We start from the raw sequence: 20,714 nt of genomic DNA, 5'->3' as shown, positions 1-20,714 counted from the left end.
TATGGCAACATTAACTGCAAAGAATCTTGCAAAAGCCTACAAAGGCCGCCGCGTAGTGGAAGATGTCAGTTTGACCGTCAACTCCGGGGAGATCGTCGGTCTGCTCGGCCCTAACGGTGCGGGTAAAACAACGACCTTTTACATGGTTGTCGGCATTGTGCCGCGCGATGCTGGCAACATCATCATTGATGATGAAGACATCAGCCTGCTGCCGCTGCATGCGCGCGCACGTCGCGGCATCGGCTACTTACCGCAGGAAGCCTCTATTTTTCGTCGCCTGAGCGTATTTGATAACCTGATGGCAGTGCTGCAAATTCGTGACGATCTTTCCAGTGAACAACGTGAAGATCGCGCCAACGAACTGATGGAAGAATTCCATATCGAACATCTGCGCGACAGCCTGGGGCAATCGCTGTCCGGCGGTGAACGGCGCCGTGTGGAAATCGCCCGTGCGCTGGCTGCAAATCCGAAATTTATCCTGCTGGATGAACCCTTTGCCGGCGTTGACCCGATTTCCGTTATTGATATCAAACGCATCATTGAACACCTGCGAGATAGCGGACTGGGCGTGCTGATTACCGACCATAACGTTCGCGAAACGCTGGCGGTCTGTGAGCGAGCCTACATTGTGAGCCAGGGGCATCTGATCGCACACGGTACGCCTACCGAAATACTGCAAGACGAACACGTTAAGCGCGTATACCTTGGGGAAGACTTCAGACTCTGATAGGGTAGAAGACTTCACGTTACCGCGGGAGAAAACAACTCTGAACATGAAGCAAGGTTTGCAACTCAGGCTTAGCCAACAACTGGCGATGACGCCTCAGCTTCAACAGGCTATCCGTCTGTTGCAGCTGTCCACGCTGGAACTTCAGCAAGAACTTCAGCAAGCGCTGGAAAGTAACCCACTGCTCGAGCAAACCGATCTTCACGACGAAATTGATACCCAGGAAAAACAGGACAGCGAATCTCTCGATACTGCAGATGCACTCGAACAAAAAGAGATGCCGGAAGAGCTACCGCTAGACACCAGTTGGGATGAAATTTACACCGCGGGTACGCCGTCTGGGGCCAGCGGGGATTACATTGACGACGAACTGCCGGTGTATCAGGGTGAAACCACGCAATCGCTACAAGATTATCTAATGTGGCAAGTGGAGCTGACTCCATTTTCGGATACCGATCGCGCCATTGCGACGTCAATTGTAGACGCGGTGGATGATACAGGGTATCTCACGGTTTCTCTGGACGAAATTCTCGAAAGCATGGGCGATGATGACATCGGTATGGATGAAATCGAGGCCGTGCTTAAACGCGTTCAACGTTTTGATCCTGTTGGTGTTGCGGCAAAAGATCTCCGTGACTGCTTACTGATCCAACTTTCGCAGTTTGACAAAGCCACACCATGGCTGGAAGAAACTCGCCTGATCATCAGCGATCATCTTGATCTGCTCGCCAATCACGACTTCCGCACGCTGATGCGCGTGACCCGACTGAAAGAAGATGTACTGAAAGAGGCTGTAAATCTTATCCAGTCGCTCGACCCAAGACCCGGACAGTCGATCCAGACGGGTGAACCGGAATACGTGATCCCGGATGTGCTGGTACGTAAGCATAACGATCGCTGGGTCGTCGAACTGAACAGCGACAGCATTCCGCGCTTACAAATCAACCAGCACTACGCCGCCATGTGTAACGGTGCGCGTAACGATGCAGACAGCCAGTTTATCCGTAGTAATCTGCAGGATGCGAAGTGGCTGATAAAAAGCCTGGAAAGCCGTAATGACACACTGTTGCGCGTCAGTCGCTGTATTGTTGAGCAACAGCAAGCCTTCTTTGAACAAGGCGAAGAGTTTATGAAACCGATGGTGCTGGCGGATATCGCCCAAGCCGTCGAGATGCACGAATCGACCATTTCCCGAGTGACCACGCAAAAATACCTGCACAGTCCGCGCGGCATTTTTGAATTGAAGTATTTCTTCTCCAGTCACGTAAATACTGAAGGTGGAGGCGAAGCCTCTTCTACAGCGATACGCGCGCTGGTGAAGAAATTAATTGCTGCGGAGAACCCTGCGAAACCGCTGAGTGACAGCAAGTTAACCTCTATGCTGTCAGAACAGGGTATCATGGTGGCGCGCCGCACCGTTGCGAAGTACCGAGAGTCTTTATCCATTCCGCCGTCTAACCAGCGCAAACAACTGGTCTGACCCAACCGATAAGGAAGACACTATGCAGCTCAACATCACTGGAAATAACGTCGAAATTACTGAAGCCCTGCGCGACTTTGTTACCACAAAGTTCGCCAAACTTGAGCAATATTTCGACAGGATTAATCAGGTTTATATTGTGTTGAAAGTGGAGAAGGTTACACACATCTCGGATGCAACACTGCATGTGAACGGTGGCGAAATTCATGCCAGCGCGGAAGGTCAGGATATGTACGCCGCCATTGACGGTTTAATTGATAAACTGGCTCGGCAGCTAACAAAACATAAAGATAAACTGAAACAGCACTAACTTGTCCGGGCAGTTAGCGGGTGCAGGACGGCCTGTTGTGAAGCACAACAGGCCATTTGTACAGTTAGCGCTTAGGTGAAATTATGACAAATAACGATACGACTCTACAACTGAGCAATGTTCTTAACCAGGAATGTACACGCGCGGCCGTTCACTGCCAAAGTAAGAAACGCGCACTGGAAATCATTAGCGAACTGGCGGCAAAGCAGCTCAGCTTGCCTCCTCAGGTGGTGTTTGAAGCCATTCTGACGCGTGAGAAAATGGGCAGTACCGGCATCGGCAATGGTATTGCAATTCCGCACGGTAAGCTGGAAGAAGATACGTTACGTGCGGTCGGCGTGTTTGTTCAACTCGAAACCCCCATCGCTTTCGACGCCATTGATAATCAGCCTGTTGATCTGCTTTTCGCTCTGCTGGTCCCTGCCGATCAAACCAAAACGCATTTGCATACGCTGTCACTGGTTGCAAAACGCCTGGCAGATAAAACCATCTGTCGTCGCCTGCGCGCCGCACAAAGCGACCAGGAGTTGTATCAAATCATCACGGACACCGAAGGTGAACAGGATGAGGCATAATAACCCAATGGCATCTTTTTCTGTCGTTGTGAGGAGAAACAGTACATGGTACTGATGATCGTCAGCGGTCGCTCAGGGTCGGGAAAATCTGTCGCCCTGCGAGCGCTGGAAGATATGGGTTTTTACTGCGTGGATAACCTCCCCGTCGTGTTGTTGCCCGATCTGGCTAGAACGCTTGCCGATCGCCAAATTTCTGCGGCTGTCAGCATTGATGTGCGCAACATGCCTGAGTCACCAGAGATTTTCGAACAGGCGATGAATAACCTGCCAGAGGGCTTCTCACCGCAGCTGTTGTTCCTTGATGCTGACCGTAACACGCTGATTCGCCGCTACAGCGATACGCGACGTCTGCACCCGCTCTCCAGCAAAAACTTATCTCTGGAAAGCGCGATTGATAAAGAAAGTGATTTACTGGAACCACTGCGTTCCCGCGCAGACTTGATCGTTGATACCTCGGAAATGTCCGTGCACGAACTGGCGGAAATGTTACGTACCCGACTGTTGGGTAAACGTGAACGTGAACTGACGATGGTATTCGAGTCCTTTGGTTTCAAACACGGTATCCCAATAGATGCGGATTACGTCTTTGATGTGCGATTCCTGCCTAACCCACACTGGGATCCAAAACTACGTCCGATGACCGGTCTTGACAGGCCTGTCGCCGCCTTCCTCGATCGACACACAGAAGTACACAATTTTATCTACCAGACTCGCAGCTATCTTGAGCTATGGTTACCCATGCTGGAGACGAACAACCGCAGCTACCTCACCGTAGCCATCGGCTGTACCGGCGGGAAGCACCGTTCGGTGTATATTGCAGAGCAACTGGCAGACTACTTCCGCTCACGCGGTAAAAACGTACAGTCACGCCATCGTACGCTGGAAAAACGTAAATCATGACCGTGAAGCAAACTGTTGAAATCACGAATAAGCTGGGCATGCATGCCCGGCCCGCAATGAAACTGTTTGAATTAATGCAGGGTTTTGAAGCAGAAGTACTGCTACGTAATGATGAAGGAACGGAAGCCGAAGCAAACAGCGTTATCGCATTGCTAATGCTGGATTCCGCCAAAGGCCGTCAGATAGAGATTGAAGCCTCTGGCCCACAGGAAGTTGAAGCCCTTGCAGCGGTTATTGCGTTGTTTAATTCAGGGTTTGACGAAGAGTAGTCCGGAAGGTCGGATAAGGCGTTTACACCACCATCCGACACCACCGATTAATACAGCTTATTTTCCCGCATAAACGACTCACCGCCAAGCTGGCGCATTTGACGCATGATCCACGCCTGACGGCTACGAACATAGCCTGAAGGTGCATTCGCCTTAAAACGCAGAGGATTTGGCAATACCGCCGCCAGTAATGCCGCTTCTGACAGACTCAACCGGCTGGCGGGCTTATGGAAATACCGCTGCGCCGCCGCTTCCACGCCAAATACACCATCGCCAAACTCAGCAATATTCAGATAGACGGTCAGAATACGTTTCTTGCTCCAGACTGTTTCCATACCCAGCGTCAGACCAGCCTCCAGACCTTTACGCACCCAGCTACGCCCATCCCACAGAAAAAGATTTTTTGCCGTCTGCTGCGACAACGTCGACGCGCCGCGAATACGCTTTTCGTTACGTTCGTTGTGCTCCAGCGCTTTCTCTATGGCGGAGACATCAAATCCCCAGTGTTCGGGAAATTTTTGGTCCTCGGCTGCAATCACCGCCAGCCCCATCAGTGGCGATATCTCGTCCATGCTGACCCAGTCTGAATGCGCCACATAGCTGAAATGTCCCTGTAACCATGCTCCAAGCTGCCGCTCGACCATCACTGCCGAGAAAGGCACCGGCACCACGCTAAATAGCGCGATGCCGCCGCCCCAAAAAACGGCGAGGACAACAACCACCCGCAGAAAAATACGCCGCAAAAAGGCGGCGACCCCTTTTCTCATTCAGCCAGCACCAGCACTCGCGCCACCAGCTTATCGATACCGCTTGCGGCCTGGGCTATATCCTGCGCCAGCATATAAGCCGGTGTAGTGACGATTTTGTTGTCTTCATCGACCACGATATCATCAACCGGACAAGGCACATGTTCGCCCCCCATATCTTCCAGCACTTCCGCGGTGTCAATATCGGTGCCAATTGTCAGACGCAGTGGGAAATCAAAGATTTTTGGCAGCATCGCCGGAGCAATACACATAAATCCCAGCGGTTTTCCTGACTGATGCATAGCGACCGCCAGCGCGGCCAAATCGCTATCAACCCGACATTCGCTGCCCTGGCTGGCAAAATTACTCAGATTCTTCGCCGCGCCAAACCCACCAGGAACAATCAGCGCATCAAGTTCAGCAGAAACAGCCTGGGCCAGAGGACGGATATCACCCCGCGCAATACGTGCTGCTTCAATCAGGACGTTGCGTGCTTCCTGCATCGGCTCACCCGTCAGATGATTAATGACATCCACCTGCTGTTTATCCGGTGCAAAACAGATAGCCTGAGCACCGCTGCGAGCAATCGCCAGAAGGGTTAGCACGGCTTCATGGATCTCTGAACCGTCATATACACCACATCCACTGAGCACAACGCCAACTTTTTTCATCGAGATACTCCTTTCGCAACTGACTGAAGCATATTAATAATTCTTATTAAAATGCTACGCTTCACACATTTAACTGATTCATGTAACAAATTATTTAAGATTTGCTATCTTAACTGCGTGCGGCCTGAAATTTAGGGCTGCGCCCTTGTAAACAATGATAATAATTTACGGCGCAGCCACGATTTCCCTGGTGTTGGCGCAGTATTCGCGCACCCCGGTTAAGCCGGGGTCATTTTTTTTCCACGCTCGCTACCCAGGCTCTTAATACCGCCACGTCGTGTTGCCACTCTTGCTTCATCTCTTCAATCCATTCAGCCACGTTATCTTCCCAGGCAGGAAGGTCTGGTGATTGAATTTGCTGTCCCAGTTGCTGCAGATGTCGCAGGCCAACCGATCCCGCAGCACCTTTGATTTTGTGGCCTTCTTCAACAACGCCTTTTTTATCACGCGCAGTCAGATTGGACTCCAGGACGCTCAAATATCCCGGCATCATCTTCTCAAACACCGCCAGCCCATCGGTAATCAACTTCGGTCCCACCAGCTCGAGGTATTGTTCCAACATGGGAATATCTAACAGCGCTTGCGATTTACTGCTTTCTTCAGATGTCACAGTGCTCTCCTCTTTGTTTCGGGTATCCCAGTATTTTTTGATCATGGCGGTTAACGCCGGAACCGATAATGGCTTACTCAGCACGTCATCCATTCCCGCATCAAGATATTCTTTCTTATCCTTCAGTACGTTGGCAGTAAGCGCTACCAGCGGCGGCAGGTCTTCACGCGCGTATTTTTGGGTAAGCTCTCTGGAGATATCCAGCCCCGTCATATCTGGCAACTGAATATCCAGCAGTACCAGGTCGTATTCCCCCGGCTTGAACATTTCCAGCGCAGCTTTCCCGGTCATCGCGACATCCACGCTGTTGCCTAGTTTTTCCAGCACTGAACGCGCAACAATCACATTCAGTTCAATATCCTCTACCAGCAACACATTCAGAGCTGGCAACGGCATATCATCCTCTTCAAAGGCGTCTTCAATCTCTTCCGCTACGGCAGGCGCATGAACGGTTAGCGTAAAGACTGAACCTTTTCCTGGCTGGCTGGAGACCGTGATATCCCCCCCCATATTCTTCGCCAGACGGCGGGATACCGCGAGACCAATCCCGGTACCTGTTGCCGGTTTACCACCGTTACTGTCTTTCACCTGATAATACATGGCGAAGATCTTATCCTGCTCATCCTGCGGAATACCGATCCCGGAATCTTCAACTTCAAAATGCAGAATACTTCCTTCGTCATAACGCGCCCGAACGGTGACCTGTCCTTGCTGGGTGAATTTCACGGCATTACTGATCAGGTTCCACAGGATCTGGCGTAAACGCGTCCCGTCTGTGATGACCTTATGCGGCAGAGGCAACGTCGGTTCCAGGACAAAGCGTAGCCCTTTTTGTTGCGCCTGAAGGCCTGACAGGTTTTCCAGATCCGCCATAAAGCTGGTGAAATCAATCGGCTGGTTATCCAGTTGGACTTTACGCCGTTCCATCTTATCCATGTCGATAATATCGTTGAAAATATTACCCAACGTGACGGCAGAAACATGGATGGTTTTGAGGTATTTTTCCTGCTCGGCGGTCAGATCTGTATCCAGTAGGATCCGGCTTAAACCGACAATGCCGTTCAGTGGTGTTCGCAGTTCGTGGCTGATAGTCGAAATGAAGGTGGTCTTATCGCGACTGGCACGCTCAAGTGCGTCCTGATAACGCTTACGCTCGGTAATATCGCGCCCAAAGCCCATCAGACCATGTCGCTTACCAACTCGGTCGTAATAAGGCACTTTACGAATTTCAAAGCAGGCTTTACGTCCGTCCGGATAATCCAGCCATTGTTCATAAGTGAGCGAAACATTATGGCGGAACACTTTCTCATCAGTTTCGATAACCTTCTCTGCCGCCTCAGGGGAATAAACGTCAGCCGGTTTTAAATTTACCAGTTGCTTTTCACTCTTGCCGGTCAGCAATTCCATCGCACGGTTACAGCCGGAAAATTCTTTATCCTCATTGCGATAAAAAACCAGATCCGGCGACGCATCGAGGAAAGAACGCAGAAAAGAGGACTGTTGTTCAAGCTGGATCTGCGCTTCTTCGCGCTCTTTAATTTCCACCTTAAGCTGCTCAAACGTTTCCTGGCGCTCCGCTTCTGCCTTTTCACGTTCTACGATCTGCTGATTGAGCTGAGCAATATTGTCCTTCAGTTGTACATTAAGCTTGAGATCGCGCTCACGCATCTCTTCCAGCTTCTGTACCAGTCGTGACAGGCGCTGTCGGGACTCCTCCAGTTGTTCCACTACCACTGACAGGAAATAGACGGCCCACGGGGTAATTAACAGACCAAAAAAGATTGAACGGATAACATCAATACTTTCTACCTGACCATGCAGCACCATGGTGACAGCCATCTGCACCACAATTGCCAACACAACCAAAGCCAGCGCCAATAGCAGCGAAAAGCGCACCAGACCTAACTTCATCATCAGGTCGACATAATATTGCGCCAGCATACGAATTTGCTTCATAGAGGGTTCCTTCACGACAACTTGGCACAATAATACTCAATTCTCAGCGCGACGTTTAAGATTGTGCCAAAAATGCGTAGTTTCCCTCATCGCGCTACACTGCCGGCGGGTTCCAGGGCCGTCCCAGAGCTGACCCCTGTACACCATATTCGTTAAGGTACTTATCCAGTTCGACCATCCCGGTCCAGCGATTTTCACACCATAATGGGGCTAATAACGTCGGGCGACGGACGCTGGCAGAAATTCGGTGATAGATAACCTCTGGCGGAGTGTGGCGAATCATCTCTCCCGCCGTCACTGTGTAATCACCCAGCTCAATACCGCTCAGGCGCCCGGCCTCCCAGGCTTTCGCCATAATGCTGCCCTTCACGATATGCAGGGGATGCAGCTTAATTCCATCGACTCCGGTATCCACCACGCGTTCCAGCGTTTGCAGACATTCCATTTGCCCTTCTCCCGGCAGACCGACAATAAGGTGCGAACACACTTTCAACCCGCGTTCACGCGCTAACTGAGTGGTTCGCTGATAGCAGGCAAAATCATGTCCACGATTGATGCGGTGCAGGGTTTTATCATGCGCAGTTTGCAGCCCCAGCTCCAGCCACACCTCATATCCCTGATCTTTATATTCGCAAAGCAGATCAAGCACCGCTTCCGGAACACAATCGGGGCGCGTCCCAACGCACAGACCAACAATATTGGCCTGACTGACCGCCTGCTGATACATAGAACGCAGCACCTGCACTTCCGCAAAGGTGCTGGTATAGGCCTGGAAATAGGCCAGATAGCGCTTAGCGCGATTCACCAGGTGCGCCTGATGTTCAAGCTGTTCGGCAATGGAATGATGCTGTTGGGCCTCATCGGCAAAAGAGGCCACATTACAGAAAGTACATCCACCGCGTCCGATGGTACCATCGCGATTTGGGCAGCTAAACCCACCGTGCAGCGTGAGTTTATGAACTTTTTGCCCATAACGACGAGAAAGATCCCCACCAAACATATTGACTAATTTCTGTAACTGCATAATCTGATAGACCGCGCCTTGAAAAGAGGCCAAAGCCTGCCATTTTTAGCCCCCGTTGGCGATGACCTGGATCAATCGCCCTGGCGTGCCTTTATTTATTGCATAACAAATCAAAATAACCGAAATTTCATTCAATCCAAATGTAATTATTTTTCCTTATATCCCGCTATTTTTTTTATGTTCTTTTAGCTCTTGTATAAAAACAGTATCTTTAAGACGCCAAAACTCTAAAATCCAGCATAAAATGCCAGTCATCACGATAAACAAAGGGAGGACGAGGGATAACAGGCCTTTCTGACAGTGAGACAGATCACACTTCACCATCCATTCCACACACGTTAAATCAATGTAAAAACGCCTTTAATTTCAATATATTCATAAAGTTAATCTTCCTATAGCACATTTTTGTATAAATAAGATTGCCATTTGACCTGTGTGTGGATTCCCGATAACTTGGAAATCCGCTGGAAGCTTTCTGGATGAGCAGTCTGCTCATCATATTTATGCAGTAATTGAGATTCCCTCTGAAGCAAGTCCTCAAACTTGTTTGACCTGTGCGAAAAGGATAAAGAGGGCGAATGCGAGGTAAGCGTATGACACGCAAACCCCGTCGCCATGCTCTTGGTGTGCCCGTGCGCAACGGTTCAGATGGGGATCTCGCAGAGCCTGGGGAGGTTCACTGATATGTTGTACGATAAATCCCTTGAGAAGGATAACTGTGGTTTCGGCCTGATCGCCCACATAGAAGGCGAACCTAGCCACAAGGTAGTGCGTACCGCCATACACGCGCTGGCCCGTATGCAGCACCGTGGCGCAATTCTTGCCGATGGTAAAACCGGCGATGGTTGCGGCCTGCTGTTACAAAAACCTGACCGCTTTTTTCGTATCGTTGCTCAGGAGCGCGGCTGGCGTTTAGCCAAAAACTACGCCGTCGGCATGATCTTTTTAAATAAAGACGCTGAACTGGCGGCTGCATCTCGTCGCATTGTTGAAGAAGAATTACAGCAGGAAACCTTGTCGATTGTTGGTTGGCGCGAAGTACCCACCAACGAAGGTGTCCTCGGTGAAATCGCCCTCTCCTCCCTGCCTCGAATTGAGCAAATTTTTGTTAACGCCCCTGCGGGCTGGCGTCCGCGCGACATGGAACGCCGCCTGTTCATCGCGCGTCGCCGTATCGAAAAACGCCTCCAGGAAGATAAAGACTTCTACGTCTGCAGCTTGTCTAACCTGGTCAACATCTACAAAGGTCTGTGTATGCCGGCGGACCTGCCGCGCTTTTACCTGGACCTGGCGGACCTGCGTCTGGAATCAGCTATCTGTCTGTTCCATCAGCGCTTCTCCACCAACACCGTACCACGCTGGCCGCTGGCGCAACCGTTCCGCTACCTGGCGCACAACGGTGAGATCAACACCATCACCGGTAACCGTCAGTGGGCCCGCGCACGTACCTATAAATTTCAGACGCCGCTGATCCCTGATCTCCATGATGCCGCTCCTTTCGTCAACGAAACCGGCTCCGACTCCAGCTCAATGGATAACATGCTGGAGCTGCTTCTGGCAGGCGGCATGGACATTATCCGAGCCATGCGCCTGCTGGTGCCACCAGCCTGGCAGAACAACCCTGACATGGACCCGGAACTGCGCGCATTCTTTGACTTTAACTCCATGCACATGGAGCCATGGGATGGTCCGGCAGGTATTGTTATGTCTGACGGCCGCTTTGCCGCATGTAACCTGGACCGTAACGGCCTGCGCCCGGCACGCTACGTGATCACCAAAGACAAGCTCATCACCTGCGCCTCTGAAGTGGGGATTTGGGACTATCAGCCGGATGAAGTTGTCGAGAAAGGCCGCGTCGGTCCGGGCGAACTAATGGTTATCGATACCCGCAGTGGGCGCATTCTGCACTCAGCCGAAACCGATGACGATCTGAAAAGCCGCCACCCGTACAAAGAGTGGATGGAGAAAAATGTCCGCCGTCTGGTACCGTTTGAAGATCTGGCTGACGATCAGGTCGGTAGCCGCGAGCTGGACGATGACACCCTTGCCAGCTACCAGAAGCAGTTTAATTACAGCGCTGAAGAGCTGGATTCCGTCATCCGCGTGCTGGGTGAAAATGGTCAGGAAGCGGTTGGCTCAATGGGTGACGATACCCCGTTTGCTGTACTCTCCAGTCAGCCACGCATTATTTATGACTACTTCCGCCAGCAGTTTGCGCAGGTGACTAACCCGCCTATCGATCCGCTGCGTGAAGCGCATGTGATGTCACTGGCCACCAGCATCGGTCGTGAGATGAACGTCTTCTGCGAAGCGGAAGGCCAGGCACACCGTCTGAGTTTCAAATCGCCGATCCTGCTGTACTCCGATTTCAAACAGCTCACCACTATGAAAGAGGAACACTATCGCGCGGATACGCTGGACATAACCTTTGACGTGACCGAAACCACGCTTGAAGAGACCGTCAAAGCACTGTGCGACAAGGCCGAGCAGATGGTGCGTAACGGCACGGTGCTGCTGGTACTTTCCGACCGTAACATTGCCAAAAACCGCTTGCCAGTCCCGGCACCGATGGCGGTCGGCGCAGTGCAAACGCGTCTGGTAGAACAAAGCCTGCGCTGTGACGCCAACATCATCGTTGAAACTGCCAGCGTACGCGATCCGCACCACTTTGCAGTCCTGTTGGGCTTTGGCGCGACGGCGGTCTATCCATACCTCGCGTATGAGACGCTGGGGCGCCTGATCGATACGCAGGCGATAGCCAAAGATTACCGGACCGTGATGCAGAACTACCGTAACGGCATCAACAAAGGCCTGTACAAAATCATGTCCAAAATGGGCATTTCGACGATCGCCTCTTACCGCTGCTCTAAGCTGTTTGAAGCCGTTGGTCTGCATGATGACGTCGTTGCGCTCTGCTTCCAGGGCGTAGTCAGTCGCATCAGCGGTGCTGGATTTGCCGATTTCCAGCAGGATCTGCTGAATCTCTCCAAGCATGCCTGGCTGGCACGTAAACCGATTAGTCAGGGCGGCCTGCTGAAGTACGTTCACGGCGGTGAATACCACGCTTACAACCCAGACGTGGTACGTACTCTGCAACAGGCGGTACAAAGCGGGGAATATAGCGACTATCAGGAATATGCAAAACTGGTAAATGAGCGCCCGGCGGCGACGCTGCGCGACCTGCTGGCAATCACGCCTGGTGATGAAGCCATAAGCATTAACGACGTAGAACCAGCAACAGAACTGTTTAAACGCTTTGATACCGCAGCGATGTCTATCGGCGCATTAAGTCCGGAAGCGCACGAAGCGTTGGCCGAAGCAATGAACAGCATCGGCGGCAACTCTAACTCCGGTGAAGGCGGTGAAGATCCGGCGCGTTACGGCACCAACAAGGTGTCACGCATTAAGCAGGTCGCTTCCGGCCGCTTCGGAGTTACCCCGGCGTATCTGGTTAACGCCGATGTGATTCAGATTAAAGTCGCACAGGGCGCGAAGCCGGGTGAAGGTGGTCAGTTGCCGGGTGATAAAGTGACTCCGTACATCGCCAAACTGCGTTATTCGGTACCGGGCGTGACGTTGATCTCCCCGCCGCCGCACCACGATATCTACTCAATCGAGGACTTAGCGCAGCTGATTTTCGACCTGAAACAGGTCAACCCGAAAGCGATGATCTCCGTCAAACTGGTTTCCGAACCTGGCGTCGGCACCATCGCTACCGGTGTGGCAAAAGCGTATGCGGATCTCATCACCATCGCAGGCTATGACGGCGGCACCGGAGCCAGCCCACTCTCGTCAGTAAAATATGCGGGTTGTCCGTGGGAACTGGGGCTGGTTGAAACCCAACAGGCACTGGTGGCTAACGGTCTGCGCCATAAGATTCGTTTGCAGGTTGATGGCGGACTGAAAACTGGCGTCGATATCATCAAAGCGGCAATTCTGGGAGCGGAAAGCTTCGGCTTCGGTACCGGTCCGATGGTGGCGCTGGGCTGTAAATATCTGCGTATTTGCCACCTGAACAACTGCGCAACTGGCGTGGCGACTCAGGACGAAAAACTGCGTAAGAATCACTATCATGGTCTGCCGTTCAAAGTCACCAACTACTTTGAATTTGTTGCCCGTGAAACCCGAGAGCTGATGGCGCAACTGGGCGTAAAACGCCTGGTAGACCTGATTGGCCGTACCGATCTGCTCACCGAGCTGGAAGGATACACCGCCAAACAGCAGAAACTGGAGCTGTCCCGGCTGCTGGAAACCGCCGAGCCGCATCCGGGTAAAGCGCTGTTCTGCACCGAGAACAACCCGCCGTTTGATAACGGCGTGCTGAACGCACAATTACTGCAGCAGGCGAAACCGTTTGTCGATGATCGCCAGAGTAAAACTTTCTGGTTCGATATCCGCAACACCGATCGTTCTGTCGGCGCATCATTGTCTGGCTATATCGCACAAACGCACGGCGATCAGGGGCTGGCCTCCGATCCTATCAAAGCGCATTTCAGCGGTACTGCAGGACAAAGCTTCGGTGTATGGAACGCAGGTGGCGTTGAGTTGTATCTGACCGGCGATGCCAATGACTATGTCGGTAAAGGTATGGCGGGTGGCTTGCTGGCTGTGCGCCCACCGGTGGGTTCTGCCTTCCGTAGCCATGAAGCAAGTATCATCGGCAACACCTGTCTGTACGGTGCTACCGGTGGTCGTTTATTCGCCGCGGGTCGAGCAGGTGAACGATTCGCCGTACGTAACTCAGGCGCGATTACCGTAGTAGAAGGCATTGGTGACAACGGTTGCGAATATATGACCGGCGGCATCGTCTGTATTCTTGGGAAAACAGGCGTCAACTTCGGTGCGGGTATGACGGGCGGGTTCGCCTACGTGCTGGACGAAGACGGCGAATTCCGCAAACGCGTAAACCCTGAACTGGTCGAAGTGTTGAGTGTGGACTCTCTGGCTATCCATGAAGAGCATCTGCGCGGGCTTATTACCGAACACGTACAGCATACCGGTTCTTCACACGGCGAAGAGATCCTGGCCAACTGGCCGGCATTCTCGGCGAAATTCGCGCTGGTTAAACCAAAATCCAGTGATGTGAAAGCACTGTTGGGTCACCGTAGTCGTAGCGCAGCTGAGCTGCGTGTGCAGGCGCAGTAAGGGGTAGCAGCAATGAGTCAGAACGTATACCAATTTATCGACCTGCAGCGCGTTGATCCGCCGAAGAAACCGCTGAAGATCCGCAAGATCGAGTTTATCGAAATTTACGAGCCATTTTCCGAAGGTCAGGCCAAGGCGCAGGCGGATCGCTGCCTGTCCTGCGGTAACCCATACTGCGAATGGAAATGCCCGGTACATAACTACATTCCGAACTGGCTGAAGCTCGCCAACGAGGGACGTATTTTTGAAGCCGCGGAGCTGTCTCACCAGACTAACACGCTGCCGGAAGTCTGCGGCCGTGTCTGCCCACAGGACCGTTTGTGTGAGGGTTCCTGTACGCTGAACGACGAGTTTGGCGCGGTAACTATCGGCAACATTGAACGTTATATCAACGATAAAGCGTTTGAGATGGGCTGGCGTCCGGATATGACTGGCGTTCGCCAGACCGACAAACGCGTGGCGATTATCGGCGCCGGTCCGGCTGGTCTGGCCTGTGCTGACGTGCTGACCCGTAACGGCGTGAAGGCCGTGGTGTTTGACCGCCATCCAGAGATCGGCGGCCTGCTAACCTTCGGTATTCCGGCCTTCAAGCTGGAGAAAGAGGTCATGACCCGCCGCCGTGAAATTTTCACCGGCATGGGCATAGAGTTCAAACTCAACGTTGAAGTCGGTCGCGACGTACAACTCGACGATTTGCTGAAGGATTACGACGCCGTGTTCCTTGGCGTTGGCACCTATCAGTCGATGCGCGGCGGACTGGAAAACGAAGATGCCGATGGCGTGTTTGACGCCCTGCCGTTCCTGATTGCCAATACCAAGCAACTGATGGGCTTTGGCGAAAGCAGCGACGAACCATACATCAGCATGGAAGGCAAACGCGTGGTTGTGCTGGGCGGTGGTGATACGGCGATGGACTGTGTGCGTACTTCTGTTCGTCAAAACGCGTCACACGTTGTCTGCGCCTATCGTCGCGACGAAGAAAACATGCCGGGTTCTAAACGCGAAGTAAAAAATGCGCGTGAAGAGGGCGTGGAATTCCAGTTTAACGTCCAGCCATTAGGTGTTGAAGTCAACGCCAACGGTAAAGTCTGCGGCGTAAAAATGGCGCGTACTGAGATGGGCGCACCGGATGCCAAAGGTCGCCGTCGCGCGGAGATCGTCGCGGGTTCCGAGCACGTTGTTCCTGCTGATGCGGTTGTTATGGCGTTTGGTTTCCGCCCGCACAGCATGGAGTGGCTGGCTAAACACAGCGTCGAACTCGATTCGCAGGGGCGTATTATTGCTCCGGAACGCAGTGACAACGCCTTCCAGACCAGCAACCCAAAAATCTTCGCCGGTGGTGACATCGTGCGCGGTTCGGATTTGGTGGTAACGGCGATAGCCGAAGGCCGTAAAGCTGCTGACGGGATTATGAATTACCTGGAAGTGTAATCCAGCTTCTTCTGGTATCTCATCTGCATCCGTGGATGAGATACCAAACTCCTGCCGCAATACCATCAAGCACTGTCATGTAAGCCAGCATGACAACACGATTTTCAACGGGAAAAACTCTCCGAATCAATCCCCCCAACACATCAATACCGCGAATGAAAACAAAGTAATAATTAGACGGAAACGTTTGCTTTATTCTGGAAACTGTATATTATGCGGCGGATTTTTTGGTCCAAATTCAAGGAGGCGTTGTGTCGCAAGATAACAATTATAGCCAGGGCCCCGTCCCTCTGGCGGCGCGAAAAGGCGTGGTTCCACTGACGTTTGTGATGTTGGGGTTAACGTTCTTTTCAGCAAGTATGTGGACCGGAGGCACACTCGGTACCGGTCTTTCCTATAATGATTTCTTCCTGGCAGTTCTCTTCGGTAATCTCCTCCTCGGTATTTACACTGCATTTCTCGGTTACATTGGCGCAAAAACAGGGTTATCCACCCACCTCCTCGCACGTTACTCATTTGGTATAAAAGGTTCCTGGCTTCCCTCGATGCTACTGGGCGGTACGCAGGTGGGCTGGTTTGGCGTTGGCGTGGCAATGTTCGCCATCCCGGTTGGCAAAGCGACGGGAATTGACGTCAATATCCTGATTGCCGTTTCCGGCCTGTTGATGACAATGACCATCTTTTTTGGCATCTCGGCATTGACGGTGTTATCTGTCATCGCCGTACCCGCTATCGTTATTCTTGGCAGCTACTCGGTCTGGCTGGCGGTGAGCGACGTAGGTGGTTTGGATCATTTAAAAACGATTGTGCCGCAAACGCCGCTGAATTTTTCAACCGCACTGGCGCTGGTGGTAGGCTCGTTTGTCAGCGCAGGTACACTGACCGCCGACTTCGTCCGCTTTGGCCGTAATGCCAAAGGCGCGGTGCTCATTGCCATGGTGGCATTCTTCCTTGGCAACTCATTAATGTTTATCTTCGGTGCAGCAGGCGCCGCCGCCGTAGGGCAGGCGGATATCTCTGACGTGATGATCGCCCAGGGGCTGCTGCTGCCAGCAATTGTGGTTCTCGGCCTGAATATCTGGACGACCAATGACAACGCGTTATACGCATCCGGTTTAGGTTTTGCCAATATTACCGGTCTTTCCAGCCGTACGCTTTCGGTAGTAAACGGCATTATTGGTACACTGTGCGCGCTGTGGCTTTACAATAACTTTGTCGGCTGGCTGACCTTTCTGTCGGCGGCGATCCCCCCTATTGGTGGGGTGATTATCGCCGATTATCTGTTGAACCATCGCCGGTATGCCGATTTCAACAACGCGCGGTTTATTCCCGTAAACTGGGTGGCTATTCTGTCCGTTGCACTGGGCATTGCCGCCGGACACTATATCCCCGGCGTTGTGCCGGTCAACGCCGTACTCGGCGGCGTATTCAGCTACATCCTGCTGAATCCACTTTTCAATCGCAGCCTTGCTAAATCCCCGGAGGTCAGCCATGCAGAATAATACCCTCACCATTCGTCAGGCGCGTTTACAAGGACGCGAAGGATTGTGGCAACTCACCATTGAAAACGGGCGTTTTAGCCGTATTGAACCTCAGGACGCTGCATCTTTACCGCAGAGTGAAGTTCTTGATGCTGAAGGCGGTCTGGCCATTCCGCCGTTCGTTGAGCCGCATATCCATCTGGACACCACGCAAACCGCAGGTGAACCAAACTGGAACCTGTCGGGTACGTTGTTTGAGGGTATTGAGCGCTGGGCTGAACGTAAGGCGATGCTCACTCACGAAGATGTGAAGACCCGCGCAATGCAGACCCTGAAGTGGCAGATGGCCAATGGCATCCAGTATGTTCGTACTCACGTTGATGTTTCAGACCCCACGCTCACGGCACTGAAAGCCATGCTGGAGGTGAAACAAGAGGTCGCGCCATGGGTGGAACTGCAAATCGTTGCGTTCCCGCAGGAAGGCATCCTTTCTTACCCCAACGGTGAAGCGCTGTTAGAAGAAGCCGTGCGTCTGGGGGCCGACGTCATTGGCGCAATCCCCCACTTTGAGTTTACGCGTGAATATGGCGTTGAGTCGTTGCATAAAATTTTCGCCCTGGCGCAAAAGTACGACCGACTCATCGATGTGCACTGTGACGAAATTGATGACGAGCAATCACGCTTTGTTGAAACCGTAGCGGCACTGGCACATCGCGACGGAATGGGAGAACGCGTGACCGCCAGCCATACCACGGCAATGCACTCCTATAACGGCGCGTATGCTTCCCGCCTTTTCCGCCTGCTGAAAATGTCGGGCATTAACTTCGTTGCTAATCCGCTGGTGAATATTCACCTGCAAGGGCGTTTTGATACTTATCCGAAGCGCCGTGGTGTAACTCGCGTCAAAGAGATGCTGGAGGCGGATATCAATGTCTGCTTTGGTCATGATGACGTCTTCGATCCGTGGTATCCGTTGGGAACCGCGAATATGCTGCAAGTGCTGCATATGGGATTACACGTGTGCCAGTTGATGGGATACGGACAAATTAATGATGGGCTGAACCTCGTCACTACCCATAGCGCGAAAACCCTGCATTTGCAGGACTACGGCCTGAGCGTGGGAAATTCCGCTAACCTGGTGATTTTACCTGCTGAAAACGGGTTTGATGCGGTTCGTCGCCAAACGCCGGCACGTTATTCAATTCGCCACGGGCGAGTCATTGCCGAGACGAAACCAAGCCAGACAACGTTACATCTGACACAGCCGGAAGCGGTAACGTTTAAACGGTAGGTTGTTGTTTCAAATATTGCCGCAGGCGCTCAGACTGCGGCCCCCCATATACAACTGTTTCCTGTCAAACGTGTAATAAGCTGGCACGTACCTTAATCACGACCTTTTTGATTTCCGCAGGAGTCTCGACCGCGCAGCCCGGTTTATGAGGCTCGCCCGGCATAAAAATCGCAAACATCCCGGGTTTCAACGTGATCATTTGCTCATCGATAATCTGGCTGCAAAGTTGATAATCCTCTTCAACATGAATCGCCTCACACTGACGAGCAGAATCTGTCGTACCAAACAGAATGCGCTCTTTACCCTCCAGCAACACCTGGATATCAATGTATTGCTGATGCAGCTCCGCTTTCTTTTGTTCTGGATGCTGCGTGACGAACTGCATGACATTCATAAAAATATCATCACCCTGCAGCTCATAGCTTCCGGGCGCTTTTTCCTGCGGTATTGCCGCAACGGCCAGCATTAATGCCTCATGTAATACCGGGTGTAATCCGGCAGAAGGTAGCGTACGCAAATCACCTGACATCATAATCATTCTCCCTGGGCTAACAATGCAGCCCCCAGTAATCCAGCGTCATGGCGGTAATGTGCCGCCTGTAATTTCACGTGATAGGCCAGGGGAGCTTGTGCCAGATAAGACTCCACCAGCGCCAGATACCCTTCAGCCAGCCCGACACTGCCGCCAATGACCACGCACTGGCAGTCAGTTGTCGCTTTCACATCGGCTATCAATCGGGCGACAACCGCTGCAGAATGCGCAACCAACCGCATGGCCTGCTCATGCCTCTGGGCTGCACGCGCAAAAATAGTTTTCGCATCACATCCGGCGAGATCATCCCGAGCGGCGGCGGCAATCCCGCGACCTGAGGCAATAGCCTCCACGCAGCCCACGCGTCCACAACCGCAGAGCGGCCCGTGCGGATCGGCCAGCGTATGCCCCAGGTGCCCGGCCAGGCCACCGGACCCGGTAAGTAATTTACCGTTGCTGACTACACCGCCACCAACGCCGGTCGAAACGGTGATAAACGCCATATCACTTATCTCATCAGCAAGAGCGCGATATTCCGCCCACGCAGCTGCCTGTGCATCATTAACCGCCATCGTCGGCAAACCAGTCAGATCATTTAACGTCTGCACCAGTGGAAAGTGCACCAGCCCACCAAGATTTAACGGATTAATCGCCAGCAGTACCCCATCACGGATAATGCCAGTCGAGGCAATGGCTACGTGCGTTGCCTGCGTCTGCAGCGGCTCAACCAACGCTTTTAGTGCGGACCGCAGCGCATCCGGTGTTTTACTGGCTGGCGTAGGTAATTCACGGCGATCGCGGATTTGCAGGTCGCTATCCACTAGCGCGGCAGCCAGTTTAGTGCCGCCGATATCAATCGCCAGCGTAGTCATAACATCGCCTTCTTCATTGCTGCTATGTACCACTGGCAAATGTGTTCCAGTCGGGTAATGGCAGAGCCGACCGTGACGGCCCATGCACCATGTTGCACCCCTTCAGCAGCCTGTGCAGGAGAGTTGTAACGCCCTTCAGCAATCACCCGGCAACCAGAATCACTCAACGCTTTCACCAGTGCCAGGTCTGGTTCTTCCGGTGTTTCTGCCGTTGTATAACCAGAAAGCGTGGTACCGATAATTTCAGCCCCGAGTTTTTGGCATGCCAGACCATCTTCCAGCGAGGAGCAGTCTGTCATCGCCAGCCTTTGATGCTGATGGATGCGTGCCAGCAGCGTTGCAACAGGTACAGGCCGCACACGATCGGTACCATCAATGGCAATAATGTCCGCGCCAGCCAGCACCAGCGCATCAACATCCTCTAAAAAAGCGGTAATACGTACCGGGGAATCATCCAGATCGCGTTTAAGAATGCCAATAATCGGCAGCGAAACCACTGCGCGAGTAGCACGCAGGTTCTCCACACCTTCGATACGCAGTGCCACTGCGCCGGCCTGCTCTGCCGCCAGCGCCATGGCAGCAACGATCTCAGGTTTATCCAGCGGGCTGTCAGGAACAGGTTGGCAAGAAACAATCAGTCCGCCGTTAGCGGCAATTTTTTTATCCAGTTGTTCAAGTAACGACATACTTCTTC

17 protein-coding genes are annotated in these 20,714 nt (G+C 52.6%); 10 read left to right on the top strand and 7 right to left on the bottom strand.

Going from position 1 to position 20,714, the window contains the following annotated elements; genetic code table 11:
* Position 1: 1 nt before the first annotated feature.
* The 6 genes from lptB to npr all read left to right on the top strand — a co-directional run bounded on the left by lptB (position 2) and on the right by npr (position 4,261).
* A complete protein-coding gene (lptB, locus tag OGY01_RS14120) occupies positions 2–727 on the top strand; it encodes an LPS export ABC transporter ATP-binding protein (protein WP_040234138.1) in 726 nt (241 codons plus the stop codon).
* Between the two features lie 46 nt (positions 728–773).
* A complete protein-coding gene (gene rpoN / locus OGY01_RS14115) occupies positions 774–2,207 on the top strand; it encodes an RNA polymerase factor sigma-54 (protein WP_045448089.1) in 1,434 nt (477 codons plus the stop codon).
* Positions 2,208–2,229: 22 nt separating this feature from the next.
* Positions 2,230–2,517 (top strand): ribosome hibernation promoting factor, encoded by a 288-nt coding sequence (gene hpf / locus OGY01_RS14110; protein ID WP_005121327.1) that lies wholly within the window; start codon positions 2,230–2,232, stop codon positions 2,515–2,517.
* An 83-nt stretch (positions 2,518–2,600) separates the two neighbouring features.
* Complete coding sequence (gene ptsN, locus OGY01_RS14105) at positions 2,601–3,092, top strand: PTS IIA-like nitrogen regulatory protein PtsN (protein ID WP_045448092.1); 492 nt, start codon at positions 2,601–2,603, stop codon at positions 3,090–3,092.
* Between the two features lie 45 nt (positions 3,093–3,137).
* On the top strand, positions 3,138–3,992 hold the full coding sequence (gene rapZ, locus OGY01_RS14100) for an RNase adapter RapZ (protein ID WP_003025085.1): 855 nt from the start codon (positions 3,138–3,140) through the stop codon (positions 3,990–3,992).
* The gene (npr, locus tag OGY01_RS14095) at positions 3,989–4,261 is read left to right on the top strand and encodes a PTS phosphocarrier protein NPr (protein ID WP_045448095.1); all 273 of its coding nucleotides are present in this window, start codon (positions 3,989–3,991) and stop codon (positions 4,259–4,261) included. Before rapZ ends, npr begins: the two co-directional genes overlap by 4 nt.
* Positions 4,262–4,308: 47 nt before the next feature.
* Here npr and mtgA read toward each other — a convergent pair whose 3' ends face one another.
* The 4 genes from mtgA to mnmL all read right to left on the bottom strand — a co-directional run bounded on the left by mtgA (position 4,309) and on the right by mnmL (position 9,268).
* Positions 4,309–5,028 carry a monofunctional biosynthetic peptidoglycan transglycosylase gene (gene mtgA, locus OGY01_RS14090; protein ID WP_045448098.1) on the bottom strand — a complete coding sequence of 240 codons (720 nt, stop codon included), beginning with the start codon at positions 5,026–5,028 and terminating at the stop codon, positions 4,309–4,311.
* A complete protein-coding gene (elbB, locus tag OGY01_RS14085; RefSeq protein WP_045448101.1) occupies positions 5,025–5,678 on the bottom strand; it encodes an isoprenoid biosynthesis glyoxalase ElbB in 654 nt (217 codons plus the stop codon). The genes mtgA and elbB overlap by 4 nt, the downstream gene beginning before the upstream one ends.
* Before the next feature lie 229 nt (positions 5,679–5,907).
* Positions 5,908–8,244, bottom strand: a complete 2,337-nt coding sequence (gene arcB, locus OGY01_RS14080; protein WP_045448104.1) for an aerobic respiration two-component sensor histidine kinase ArcB — start codon at positions 8,242–8,244, stop codon at positions 5,908–5,910.
* 94 nt (positions 8,245–8,338) lie between these two features.
* Entirely contained in the window at positions 8,339–9,268 is a 930-nt protein-coding gene (gene mnmL, locus OGY01_RS14075) for a tRNA modification radical SAM protein MnmL/YtqA (RefSeq protein WP_286493259.1), read from the bottom strand.
* Between the two features lie 684 nt (positions 9,269–9,952).
* Between mnmL and gltB the strand changes: the two genes are divergently transcribed.
* The 4 genes from gltB to OGY01_RS14055 all read left to right on the top strand — a co-directional run bounded on the left by gltB (position 9,953) and on the right by OGY01_RS14055 (position 18,616).
* Positions 9,953–14,413 (top strand): glutamate synthase large subunit, encoded by a 4,461-nt coding sequence (gltB, locus tag OGY01_RS14070; protein ID WP_144243087.1) that lies wholly within the window; start codon positions 9,953–9,955, stop codon positions 14,411–14,413.
* A gap of 12 nt (positions 14,414–14,425) precedes the next feature.
* Complete coding sequence (gltD, locus tag OGY01_RS14065) at positions 14,426–15,844, top strand: glutamate synthase subunit GltD (RefSeq protein ID WP_048220478.1); 1,419 nt, start codon at positions 14,426–14,428, stop codon at positions 15,842–15,844.
* Between the two features lie 251 nt (positions 15,845–16,095).
* Entirely contained in the window at positions 16,096–17,346 is a 1,251-nt protein-coding gene (gene codB / locus OGY01_RS14060) for a cytosine permease (protein ID WP_045448109.1), read from the top strand.
* A complete protein-coding gene (locus OGY01_RS14055) occupies positions 17,336–18,616 on the top strand; it encodes a cytosine deaminase (RefSeq protein ID WP_045448111.1) in 1,281 nt (426 codons plus the stop codon). Before codB ends, OGY01_RS14055 begins: the two co-directional genes overlap by 11 nt.
* A gap of 64 nt (positions 18,617–18,680) precedes the next feature.
* On the opposite strand, the gene nanQ is transcribed toward OGY01_RS14055, so the two are convergent.
* From nanQ to OGY01_RS14040, 3 genes are read right to left on the bottom strand one after another with little or no spacing between them, the layout of a single operon-like run.
* Positions 18,681–19,148 carry an N-acetylneuraminate anomerase gene (gene nanQ / locus OGY01_RS14050; RefSeq protein WP_200041787.1) on the bottom strand — a complete coding sequence of 156 codons (468 nt, stop codon included), beginning with the start codon at positions 19,146–19,148 and terminating at the stop codon, positions 18,681–18,683.
* Positions 19,149–19,150: 2 nt separating this feature from the next.
* Complete coding sequence (gene nanK / locus OGY01_RS14045; protein WP_286493397.1) at positions 19,151–20,020, bottom strand: N-acetylmannosamine kinase; 870 nt, start codon at positions 20,018–20,020, stop codon at positions 19,151–19,153.
* Positions 20,017–20,706 (bottom strand): N-acetylmannosamine-6-phosphate 2-epimerase, encoded by a 690-nt coding sequence (locus OGY01_RS14040; protein ID WP_286493257.1) that lies wholly within the window; start codon positions 20,704–20,706, stop codon positions 20,017–20,019. The genes nanK and OGY01_RS14040 overlap by 4 nt, the downstream gene beginning before the upstream one ends.
* Positions 20,707–20,714 lie beyond the last annotated feature (8 nt).

It is taken from the genome of Citrobacter sp. Cm038 (assembly GCF_030333105.1).
Taxonomy (GTDB): domain Bacteria; phylum Pseudomonadota; class Gammaproteobacteria; order Enterobacterales; family Enterobacteriaceae; genus Citrobacter; species Citrobacter murliniae.
Note: the sequence above shows the minus strand (reverse complement) of the source record. Positions and strands in the feature narration are given on the sequence as shown.

What these genes read in the sequence shown, in the direction of transcription:
- npr (WP_045448095.1), top strand. Translation starts at nt 3,989, where the DNA reads ATGACCGTGAAGCAAACTGTTGAAATCACGAATAAGCTGGGCATGCAT.
- OGY01_RS14040 (WP_286493257.1), bottom strand. Translation starts at nt 20,706, where the DNA reads ATGTCGTTACTTGAACAACTGGATAAAAAAATTGCCGCTAACGGCGGA.
- nanK (WP_286493397.1), bottom strand. Translation starts at nt 20,020, where the DNA reads ATGACTACGCTGGCGATTGATATCGGCGGCACTAAACTGGCTGCCGCG.
- OGY01_RS14055 (WP_045448111.1), top strand. Translation starts at nt 17,336, where the DNA reads ATGCAGAATAATACCCTCACCATTCGTCAGGCGCGTTTACAAGGACGC.
- nanQ (WP_200041787.1), bottom strand. Translation starts at nt 19,148, where the DNA reads ATGATGTCAGGTGATTTGCGTACGCTACCTTCTGCCGGATTACACCCG.
- elbB (WP_045448101.1), bottom strand. Translation starts at nt 5,678, where the DNA reads ATGAAAAAAGTTGGCGTTGTGCTCAGTGGATGTGGTGTATATGACGGT.
- mnmL (WP_286493259.1), bottom strand. Translation starts at nt 9,268, where the DNA reads ATGCAGTTACAGAAATTAGTCAATATGTTTGGTGGGGATCTTTCTCGT.
- gltB (WP_144243087.1), top strand. Translation starts at nt 9,953, where the DNA reads ATGTTGTACGATAAATCCCTTGAGAAGGATAACTGTGGTTTCGGCCTG.
- hpf (WP_005121327.1), top strand. Translation starts at nt 2,230, where the DNA reads ATGCAGCTCAACATCACTGGAAATAACGTCGAAATTACTGAAGCCCTG.
- arcB (WP_045448104.1), bottom strand. Translation starts at nt 8,244, where the DNA reads ATGAAGCAAATTCGTATGCTGGCGCAATATTATGTCGACCTGATGATG.
- ptsN (WP_045448092.1), top strand. Translation starts at nt 2,601, where the DNA reads ATGACAAATAACGATACGACTCTACAACTGAGCAATGTTCTTAACCAG.
- rpoN (WP_045448089.1), top strand. Translation starts at nt 774, where the DNA reads ATGAAGCAAGGTTTGCAACTCAGGCTTAGCCAACAACTGGCGATGACG.
- gltD (WP_048220478.1), top strand. Translation starts at nt 14,426, where the DNA reads ATGAGTCAGAACGTATACCAATTTATCGACCTGCAGCGCGTTGATCCG.
- rapZ (WP_003025085.1), top strand. Translation starts at nt 3,138, where the DNA reads ATGGTACTGATGATCGTCAGCGGTCGCTCAGGGTCGGGAAAATCTGTC.
- lptB (WP_040234138.1), top strand. Translation starts at nt 2, where the DNA reads ATGGCAACATTAACTGCAAAGAATCTTGCAAAAGCCTACAAAGGCCGC.
- mtgA (WP_045448098.1), bottom strand. Translation starts at nt 5,028, where the DNA reads ATGAGAAAAGGGGTCGCCGCCTTTTTGCGGCGTATTTTTCTGCGGGTG.